At 73.5% G+C, this 8800-nt stretch carries 9 protein-coding genes and 1 pseudogene; 4 read left to right on the top strand and 6 right to left on the bottom strand.

Features of this window, described 5'->3' with window-relative positions; all coding sequences use genetic code 11:
- Window positions 1-536, top strand: a 536-nt coding sequence (locus A6R01_RS13720; protein ID WP_292606803.1) for a DUF305 domain-containing protein, incomplete at its 5' end; no start/stop codon positions are given.
- A gap of 54 nt (window positions 537-590) precedes the next feature.
- Here the strand turns inward: A6R01_RS13720 and A6R01_RS13715 are convergent.
- Window positions 591-2156, bottom strand: a complete 1566-nt coding sequence (locus tag A6R01_RS13715) for an adenylate/guanylate cyclase domain-containing protein (RefSeq protein ID WP_292606801.1) — start codon at window positions 2154-2156, stop codon at window positions 591-593.
- Window positions 2157-2239: 83 nt separating this feature from the next.
- Between A6R01_RS13715 and A6R01_RS13710 the strand changes: the two genes are divergently transcribed.
- Complete coding sequence (locus tag A6R01_RS13710; protein ID WP_292606799.1) at window positions 2240-3163, top strand: oxygenase MpaB family protein; 924 nt, start codon at window positions 2240-2242, stop codon at window positions 3161-3163.
- A gap of 101 nt (window positions 3164-3264) precedes the next feature.
- Window positions 3265-3897 carry a TetR/AcrR family transcriptional regulator gene (locus A6R01_RS13705; protein WP_292606797.1) on the top strand — a complete coding sequence of 211 codons (633 nt, stop codon included), beginning with the start codon at window positions 3265-3267 and terminating at the stop codon, window positions 3895-3897.
- A gap of 146 nt (window positions 3898-4043) precedes the next feature.
- Here the strand turns inward: A6R01_RS13705 and A6R01_RS13700 are convergent, their stop codons facing one another.
- The 5 genes and pseudogenes from A6R01_RS13700 to A6R01_RS13680 form a co-directional block, all read right to left on the bottom strand.
- The gene (locus tag A6R01_RS13700; protein WP_292606796.1) at window positions 4044-4352 is read right to left on the bottom strand and encodes a hypothetical protein; all 309 of its coding nucleotides are present in this window, start codon (window positions 4350-4352) and stop codon (window positions 4044-4046) included.
- Between the two features lie 73 nt (window positions 4353-4425).
- Window positions 4426-4975, bottom strand: a pseudogene (locus A6R01_RS18335) (LUD domain-containing protein).
- A 139-nt stretch (window positions 4976-5114) separates the two neighbouring features.
- On the bottom strand, window positions 5115-6623 hold the full coding sequence (locus A6R01_RS13690; RefSeq protein ID WP_292606794.1) for a lactate utilization protein B: 1509 nt from the start codon (window positions 6621-6623) through the stop codon (window positions 5115-5117).
- Window positions 6623-7327, bottom strand: a complete 705-nt coding sequence (locus tag A6R01_RS13685; RefSeq protein ID WP_292606809.1) for a (Fe-S)-binding protein — start codon at window positions 7325-7327, stop codon at window positions 6623-6625. The genes A6R01_RS13690 and A6R01_RS13685 overlap by 1 nt, the downstream gene beginning before the upstream one ends.
- A gap of 35 nt (window positions 7328-7362) precedes the next feature.
- Entirely contained in the window at window positions 7363-7872 is a 510-nt protein-coding gene (locus A6R01_RS13680; RefSeq protein ID WP_292606792.1) for an FGGY-family carbohydrate kinase, read from the bottom strand.
- 22 nt (window positions 7873-7894) lie between these two features.
- On the opposite strand from A6R01_RS13680, the gene A6R01_RS13675 reads away from it, so the two are divergent.
- The gene (locus tag A6R01_RS13675; RefSeq protein ID WP_292606807.1) at window positions 7895-8707 is read left to right on the top strand and encodes a substrate-binding domain-containing protein; all 813 of its coding nucleotides are present in this window, start codon (window positions 7895-7897) and stop codon (window positions 8705-8707) included.
- Window positions 8708-8800 lie beyond the last annotated feature (93 nt).

The following is an 8800-nucleotide window of genomic DNA, read 5'->3' as shown; positions in this document are numbered from 1 at the left end:
ACTCCGAACCGGGCGCCGCCGTGCCCGAGGGAGCCGATCACAACGCCGCCGACGTCCGTTTCGTCACCGAGATGATCCCCCACCACGCCCAGGCGCTGCGCATGGTCGACATGGCCGAGGGGCGCGACCTGACGCCGGAGGCCGAGCAGCTGATGGCCGACATCGAGGCGGCCCAGACCCCCGAGATCGAGCAGATGAGCCGCTGGCTCGAGGAGTGGGACCAGCCCGTGCCCGACACCTCGGACGGCATGGGGATGATGGGCGGCGACGGGATGGACATGGACGACATGGAGCACATGGGCGACATGCTCGGCGCCATGAGCGAGGAAGCGCTCGCCGAGCTGGACGGAGCCGAGGGCACGGTCTTCGAGCGGATGTGGCTGCAGATGATGATCGAGCACCACGAGGGCGCGATCGAGATGTCGGAGACCGAGCTGGACGAGGGCGAGCACCAGGGGACCCTCGACCTCGCCGCGTCGATCATCGAGAGCCAGCGCGCCGAGATCGACCTGATGGAGTCGATGCTCGAGCGCTGACAAGGCGCCCCGGACCGGGCGCCCCGGACCGGGGGGCCGGGTGGTGGCCCGCGCTCAGGCGCCGGTCACCACCTGGCCGTCGGTGTCGGTGTCCCACGAGGACGTGGTGAGCGGTGCCCACACCTCGAGGGGCCGGCTCTTGCCCTTGACGGTGACCTCGCCACGCGACACGAGCTCGTGCGAGCGGGTCAGCAGGGCTCGGGTATCGGCGGTGACGAGCACGTCGTCGCCCGTCTCTCGGGTGGCAGCCTCGACCCGGGCGGCGACGTTGACCACGTCGCCGATCACCGAGAAGTTCAGCCGCCCGGCGCCGCCGATCGGACCGGCGACGACCCGGCCCGAGTTGATGCCGGCCGCGACGCGCAGGCCCGTGCTCCCGAGGTGGACGGCGTCGACGATCATCCGGGCGGCCTCCAGCGCCCGGTCGGCGTGGTCGACCTGGGTCTCGGGGGCGCCGAAGACGGCCATCAGGCCGTCGCCGATGAACTTGTCCACGTGACCGCCGAAGGCCTCGACGACCGGCACCATCTCGGCGAAGAGACCGTTGAGCGTCTCGACCACCTGCGGCGCGGGGACGGACTCGGCGTACCTCGTGAACCCGCGGACGTCGACGAAGAGCACCGACACCTCGACCTCGAAGCCCTCCTGCGGCACCTGGCCGGCGAGGATCAGGCGGACGATCTCGCGGTCGACGTAGGTGCCGAAGTGCTCGCGCAGCTCCTCGCGCTCGGCCAGGCCGCGCGCCATCGTGTTGAAGTCACGGGCCAGCTCGCCGAGCTCGTCGCTGCTCACCACCGGCGCCCGGGCGGTGAGGTCGCCGTCGCGCACCCGGGCCAGCTGCTCGCGAACGTCCAGCAGCGGCCGGGTGATGCTGCCCGACAGCAGCCCGGTGAGCTCCAGCGACATGAAGAGCCCGATGCCCAGCGAGAGCACCACGGTCAGCAGCAGCCGCGAGGACGGCGAGCCCTCGCCGACCCCCAGCCCCACGAGACCGCCCACGAGCACCGCCGAGGTGGTGGTGTACGCCGGGACCGCGAGCATCAGCCGCTTGCGCAGCGGCAGCCCGCGCGCCTCGAAGGAGAAGTCGTCGGGCAGCTCGGAGGCGACGTGCTCGACGACCGGCCGCAGCAGCCGCTCGCCGAGGGAGTAGGACAGGACCGTGGCGTACAGCCCCGGGATCACCCCGGCCAGCGTCACCGCCAGCAGCCCGGTCCACCCGATGTCCCAGAGCAGCGCGGCGGCCACGGCTGTGGGCACGATCGAGACGGCCATGACCACGGGCGAGGAGCGGCGGTACTGCTCGAGGGTCAGGGTCGTGGCGATGTCCCAGGCCTCCACCGACTCGCGGGGCGTGGGGCGGGAGAGCCGCATCCAGTCCCCGAGCCGGCAGCGCTCGTCGCGGGCCCGCCAGGCCGCGAGCGACACGGATGTCGCGGTCAGGAGGGCGGCGAGCCCGGCCACGGCCAGCACCGCACCGAGGTCGGGCCGGAAGAAGAGCCCCAGGACGAGCACCGACACGACGGCCACGAAGACCGTCTCCACGACCCCGACGCCGACCACGGCCACGGGGTAGCGCGAGCCCAGCGAGGCGTAGGCGCGTCGGGAGAGTCGGTCCAGCACCGGACCAGTGTGGCGGAGCGGGACGGTCCAGCGGGAGCACCAACCTGTTGGCAGGGTGCCAACAACGGCGTACGATGCTGCGCATGAGCACGTTGGAGACCGTCGCCGCGTCCGGCGCCCCCGCCGGGACCAGCCCCGACCACAGCCCCGCCACCACGCCCGGTGGCGCGCGCGTCGCCCGGGACGTCCCCGTCCCCGCCGGCTTCGACATGCGCCGCCACCTCTCGGGCATCGGCAGCCGGATGGCCGGGCCCGCCAACGTGATCCTGCAGCTCAGCTGGCCTGGCGTGGGGTACGGCGTGATGAACTCCCGCGTCCACGACGGCTCGGCGATGCTGCACCCGATCAAGCGCGCGCGGACCACCTTCACCTACCTCGCGGTCTCCATGCTCGGCACCGACGAGGACCGCACGGCCTTCCGCAAGGCGGTCAACGGCCAGCACGCGCAGGTCGTCTCCACCCCCGACGAGCCCGTGCAGTACCGCGCGATGGACCCGCGGCTGCAGCTGTGGGTCGCCGCCTGCCTCTACTACGGCACCGTCGACATGATCGAGAAGATGCACGGCCCGCTCGACGAGCAGACCGCCGACGCGCTCTACGCGCACTGCGCCCGCTTCGGCACCTCGCTGCAGGTGCCAGCGGAGATGTGGCCCCAGGACCGGGCCGCGTTCGCGGAGTACTGGGAGGAGGGCCTGAAGGAGGTGCACATCGACCCCGACGTGCGCGACTTCCTGCTGCGCCTGACCACCCTGCAGAACTTCCCGCGCCGGATGCGCCGCCGCCTCGCGCCGTTCAACGTCTTCGTCACCACCGGCTTCCTGCCGCAGGAGTTCCGCGAGCAGCTGGGCCTGCCATGGAACGACGAGATGCAGGCCCGCTTCGACAGGCTGATGCGCCGCCTCGGTCGGATCGAGCGCGCACTGCCCACGCAGGCGCGGATCTTCCCGTTCAACGTGCTGCTGATGGACATGCGTCGGCGACTCCGCACCGGCAAGGCGCTGGTCTGACGACCCCGCCGGCCTCCGCCTCGTGTGACTGAGCGCGGTCCATCGACCGCACTGGACCACACGAGGCGGGCGCGCGACCGCTGCTCTGCCAGGATCGGGGCATGCCTCACTCGCCGACCGCGGCGCAGACCCCGACGTCCGCACCTGCCCGGCGGCGCGGCCGTCCCGGCCACGACCGGGAGGCGGTGCTGCGGGCGGCGATCGAGCTCTTCATCGCGCAGGGGTACGACGCCACGTCGATCAGCGACCTGGCCGGCTCGCTCGGCGTCACCAAGTCGGCGGTCTACCACCACTTCCCGAGCAAGGAGTCGCTGCTCGGTGCGGCGCTCGACGAGGCCCTCGCGGGGCTCGACTCCGCCGTGGGCGAGGCCGCCCGGGCCGACGACGGACGATCGGCGCACGACCGGCTGCGTGACACGGTCGTCGCTGCGGTCCGCATCCTCGCCGCCCACCGCCCGGCCGTGACGCTGCTGCTGCGCGTGCGCGGCAACAGCGAGCTCGAAGTCGCCGCGCTCGCCCGGCGGCGCCGCATCGACGACGACCTGGCCCGCCTGGTCGCGGACGCGGTGGCCGAAGGCAGCCTCCGCTCCGACCTGCCGCCGGGGGTCGTGAGCCGGCTGGTGTTCGGCACCGTCAACTCGCTGGTCGACTGGTACTCCCCCGACGGCTCGCTGGACCCCGACACGCTCGCAGAGGGCGTCGCCGACCTGCTGTTCCGCGGTCTGGAGGCCTGAACGTCAGTCGGCGTCGGCTCCGATCCGGCGCAGGTAGGCGCCGCGCACGGCGGGGTCGACCCGGGTGATGGCCGCGTCGTCGTGGACCGCGCGCCGCACCAGGCCCATCAGCCGCTGACACGCCGGCTCGGCGCGATCGGACCGGGTCAGGGGCGGATCTTGCTGCTGACCTTCTTGACCAGCCCGGCGCCGGCGCCTGCGACGCGGGGCACGAGGTGGTGCGGCTTGCCGTTGGCCAGGTCGATCAGCGAGTCGGCGATGCCCCAGGTGAGCTTGCCCTCCGACATCTCGACCAGCGTCTCCAGCGGGAGCCCGAGGGTCAGCTCCTCGAGCTCCTTGCGCTCCTTCTCGGTGCTGGTCGGCGGGAGCTGGCGCAGGATCATCGCCTTGAACGCCTTGCCCGGCACCGTGGCCGCGAGCTCGTTGACGGTGGACTGGCGGGTGTAGGTGGGCATGGCGACTCCTGTCAGGGGATGAGTGCGGGCAACGTACCGCCGTCTCCCCTCCCGCGGGCGGGCGTCCGCGGGATCACTCCACCAGGACGACGTGCAGCGTCCGTGGGCCGTGGACGCCCTCGACGCGGGTGAGCTCGATGTCGCTGGTGGCGCTGGGCCCGGAGATCCAGGTCAGCGGGCGGCCCGCGGCGATCGACCCGCCGAGCGGAGCCATCGCGTCCGGCACGTCGGGCACCACCTGGTCGGCGCGCACCACGCACACGTGCCGGTCGGGCACCAGCGTCAGCGCGCGGCGCCCCTGGCCGGGGCCGTGGTCGAGCACGATGGTGCCGGTCTCGGCGATCCCGACGGTCGCGGTGGTGAGCACCGCGTCGGTGGCGTCGAGGTCGGCTGCGGTGAGGCCGCTGCCGGTGGGATGGGCGTCGGCGACCGGGGTGGGGACGGCGGCGAGGAGGTCGCCGTCCAGGCCCGGGGGTACGACGACACGCTCGGTCGGCGCGAACAGTCCCGCCAGGTGCCCCGGCAGGTCCGCCGCGGCCACCCTCGTGGGTCGGCTCGACTCCGGCCAGCGCCGACCGCACCCGCCCCAGGATCTCGTCGCGGGCTGGCGTCCGGCCGCTCATGGCTGTCTCCTGTCTGCGGGGAGCGGTGCGTGGTCAACCGAACCGCGGCCCGGGAACGTTGAGGACTCACCGCCCCCGGGCGCGACCGCGGCCCGGCGGTGGATGGTCAACCGAGGAGTGCGGAAGAAGGGTTGAGGACTCACCGCTCCCCCTCGGCCCGGCCGCCGTCAGTGCGGTCCCACCAGCCCCGGAAGGACTCCGCGGGCGGGGCGGGGAGGTCGCGCGCACCGGTCCACGCCGCGGCCGGCCCCGGGAGGCGACCGGCGGCCGGGCGACCCCCGGGCAGCGTCGTACGCGACAGGCGGGCGAGCACGCGGCCCGAGAGTCCGGACGCCTTCTCGACCAGTCCCAGACGCGAGGCGTCGGCGAACGCCCAGCCGGCCGCCCTCATCGCGACCGTCTCCGCCTTCGGGGGGCGGTCGCCGCGGTGGCCGTCGACGACCTTCGAGCGCAGGTGCACCAGCACCTCGGGGATGTCGATGCGCACCGGGCAGGCCTCGAAGCAGGCACCGCACAACGTGGAGGCGTAGGGCAGCGAGTCGGTCTGCTCGTCCACTCCGGTGCCGGTGAGCAGCGGGTTGAGGATCGCACCGATCGGGCCGGGGTAGACCGAGCCGTACGCGTGGCCACCGGTGCGCTCGTAGACCGGGCACACGTTGAGGCACGCCGAGCAGCGGATGCACCGCAGCGCCTGCCGGCCGGTGTCGTCAGCCAGCGCGCGGGTGCGGCCGTTGTCGAGGAGCACCACGTGCACCTCCTGCGGACCGTCGGCCGTGCCGTCGGGCGCGGCGGGCCCGGTCCACATCGAGGTGTAGGGGTTCATCCGCTCGCCGGTCGAGGAGCGCGGCAGCAGCCGCAGCAGCGGGTCGAGCTCGGCGAAGGTCGGCACGACCTTCTCGATGCCGACGACGCTGACCAGCACCTCGGGCAGGGTCAGGCACATCCGGCCGTTGCCCTCGGACTCGACGACGACCAGCGTGCCGGTCTCGGCGACGGCGAAGTTGGCGCCCGAGACACCGACCTTGGCCCGCAGGAACTTCTCCCGCAGGTGCTCGCGCGCCGCGGCGGCCAGCACCTCCGGCTCGTCGGTCAGGTCCACCGGCGCCGGACGTCCCACCGCCGCCATCCGGCGCAGGAAGATCTCGCGGATCTCCGCGCGGTTGCGGTGGATCGCGGGCACCAGGATGTGGGAGGGCAGGTCCTCGCCGAGCTGGACGATCAGCTCGGCCAGGTCGGTCTCCCAGGCGGCGATGCCGTCGGCCTCCAGGTGCTCGTTGAGCTCGATCTCGGCGGTCGCCATCGACTTGACCTTCACGACCTCGTCGACGCCGTGCGAGCGCGCCACCGACGCCACGACCCGGCAGGCCTCCTCGGCGTCGCGCGCCCAGTGCACCGTGGCGCCGGCCGCGGTCAGCGAGGCCTCCAGCTGCTCGAGGTGGGTGGCCAGGTCGTCCAACGCCCGCTGCTTGACCGCGGCACCGGCCAGGCGCAGCGGCTCCCACAGGTCGCCCTGCTCCTCGACCAGCCGAGCCCGCTTGTCACGGATCACCCCGGTCGCGTGCGCGAGGTTGTGGCGCAGCTGGGTGTCCCCCAGCGCCTCCCGTGCAGCCGACGGGAACGGTGGCATCCCCACGAACGTGCGGCTCATCAGTCATCCTCCGTCGCGGCCAGGACCTCGGCCAGGTGCACGGTCCGGACGCCGGAGCGCTGTCGCGACAGCACGCCGCCGACGTGCATCAGGCACGAGGAGTCGCCCGCGACCAGCACCTCGGCGCCGGTCGAGCGGACGTGCCTGGCCTTGTCGGCGCCCATCGCCACGGAGGTGTCGGAGTTCTTGACCGCGAACGTGCCGCCGAAGCCGCAGCACTGGTCGGCCGCGGGCAGCTCACGCAGCCGCAGCCCGCGCACCTCGCGCAGCAGCCGCAGCGGCCGGTCGCCCACCCCGAGCATCCGCAGGCTGTGGCAGGTCGGGTGGTAGGTCACGGTGTGCGGGAAGTACGCACCGACATCGGTCACGCCCAGCACGTCGACGAGGAACTCGGTCAGCTCGTACGTCGGAGCAGCGGCGGCCACGGCCGAGGCGAGCCCCGGGTCCGACCCGGTCTCGCCCGCGCGGCGGCCCACGATCGCGTGCTGGTGCCGCGCGGACCCGGCGCACGACCCCGAGGGCGTCACCACGGCGTCGTACCCCGCGAACGCGTCGACGTAGGTGCGCACCGCGCCGACCGCCTCGTCGAGGTAGCCGGTGTTGACCATCGGCTGCCCGCAGCAGGTCTGGGCGCGCGGGAAGTCGACCTCGCAGCCGAGCCGGCGCAGCAGCCGCACGACCGCCTTCCCCACGTCGGGGAACATCGCGTCGTTGACGCAGGTGACCGAGAGCGCGACCTTCACCTGGCCAGTCTCCCCTCCGCCGCGTCCCAGTCGGCGCCGCCACGCGCGGCGGGCGTGGGCTCGAAGCGGTGCAGCTCGTGGGTACGCCGGATCAGCGACCGCATCGCGGCCAGGTCGGCCAGCTCGGTGCTGCCCAGGTCGGTGCTGCCCTGCTCCTTCAGCAGCGCGCGGGCCTGGACCAGCACGTTGCCCAGGGCGGCGGCCTCCGAGGGCCCGGCGAGCACGGGGAGACCGGTGGCGTCGGCGGTGAGCTGGCACAGCAGGTGGTTCTGCGACCCGCCACCCACGACGTGCACGACGTCGACCTCGCGGCCGGCGGGCTCCAGCGCGGTGCGCAGGAGCCGTCGGTAGGCCAGAGCCAGGGAGTCCAGCACGCAGCGGGTGACCTCCATGGGCTTGGCCGGCACCGGCTCGCCGGCCTCGACGGCCAGCTCGCGGATGCGCGAGGCACCTGGTGGGCCTGGTCGGCCTTGGCCGCGCCGTACGCGACGTTGTTGGGCCGGCACCAGTCGGACGCTGGCCTACGTGATGCTCGACGCGGGCAACCCGTTCTTCACCGACGTCGCACTCGGCGTCGAGTCGGCCGCCGAGGAGCAGGTCCTCACGGTGATGCTGTGCAACTCCGCCAACCGCGAGTCGCGCGAGCGGGCGCACGTCGAGCTGCTGGAGCAGCAGCGGGTGCAGGGGGTCCTGGTCACCCCGGTCGACCCGCACGCCGCGTTCCTCGATCACCTCGCCGCGCGCGGCACCCCGGTCGTCATCGTGGACCGCACCCGCGACGACGAGGCCTTCTGCTCGGTCGCGGTCGACGACGTCCTCGGAGGACGCCTGGCGGTCGAGCACCTGCTCGACCTGGGGCACGAGCGGTTGGCGTTCGTGGGTGGCCCGGTCTCGATCGGCCAGGTGCGCGACCGGCTCCGCGGCGCGCGCGAGGCGTGGGTCGACGCGGGCCGGCCCGAGGAGGACCTCGTGGTGCTCGAGACCGACCAGCTCGTCGTCCCCGAGGGACGCGAGGCGGGGGCCCGACTGGCCGGGCTCGCCGCGCGACGCCGGCCCACGGCCGCCTTCTGCGCCAACGACCTGCTCGCGCTCGGCCTGCTCCAGCACGCGATCAGCACGGGTCGCTCCGTCCCCGAGGACCTCGCGATCGTCGGCTACGACGACATCGAGTTCGCCGCCGCCGCGGCCGTCCCCCTCACCTCGGTGCGCCAGCCGCGCCACCTGCTCGGCCGCACCGCCGCCGAGCTGGTCCTCTCCGAGGCCTCCGACGCCGACCACCGGCACCAGCAGGTGCTGTTCACGCCCGAGCTGGTGGCGCGGGCCTCGACCGCGGGTCGCTGACGGCGGGCGCTGACCGGCGGGTGGTCTTGACCACCGGCCGTGCACGGGTAACAAGCCACCCACAGTTCCGGCGAACCCCTCAGGTCGGGCGCC

Source organism: Nocardioides sp. REDSEA-S30_B4 (assembly GCF_001627265.1).
Taxonomy (GTDB): domain Bacteria; phylum Actinomycetota; class Actinomycetes; order Propionibacteriales; family Nocardioidaceae; genus Nocardioides.
Note: the sequence above shows the minus strand (reverse complement) of the source record. Positions and strands in the feature narration are given on the sequence as shown.

Bases quoted from the DNA above. Each gene is read 5' to 3' on its own strand.
- A6R01_RS13710 (WP_292606799.1), top strand. From the start codon at position 2,240: ATGAGCACGTTGGAGACCGTCGCCGCGTCCGGCGCCCCCGCCGGGACC.
- A6R01_RS13705 (WP_292606797.1), top strand. From the start codon at position 3,265: ATGCCTCACTCGCCGACCGCGGCGCAGACCCCGACGTCCGCACCTGCC.
- A6R01_RS13700 (WP_292606796.1), bottom strand. From the start codon at position 4,352: ATGCCCACCTACACCCGCCAGTCCACCGTCAACGAGCTCGCGGCCACG.
- A6R01_RS13690 (WP_292606794.1), bottom strand. From the start codon at position 6,623: ATGAGCCGCACGTTCGTGGGGATGCCACCGTTCCCGTCGGCTGCACGG.
- A6R01_RS13685 (WP_292606809.1), bottom strand. From the start codon at position 7,327: ATGTTCCCCGACGTGGGGAAGGCGGTCGTGCGGCTGCTGCGCCGGCTC.
- A6R01_RS13675 (WP_292606807.1), top strand. From the start codon at position 7,895: ATGCTCGACGCGGGCAACCCGTTCTTCACCGACGTCGCACTCGGCGTC.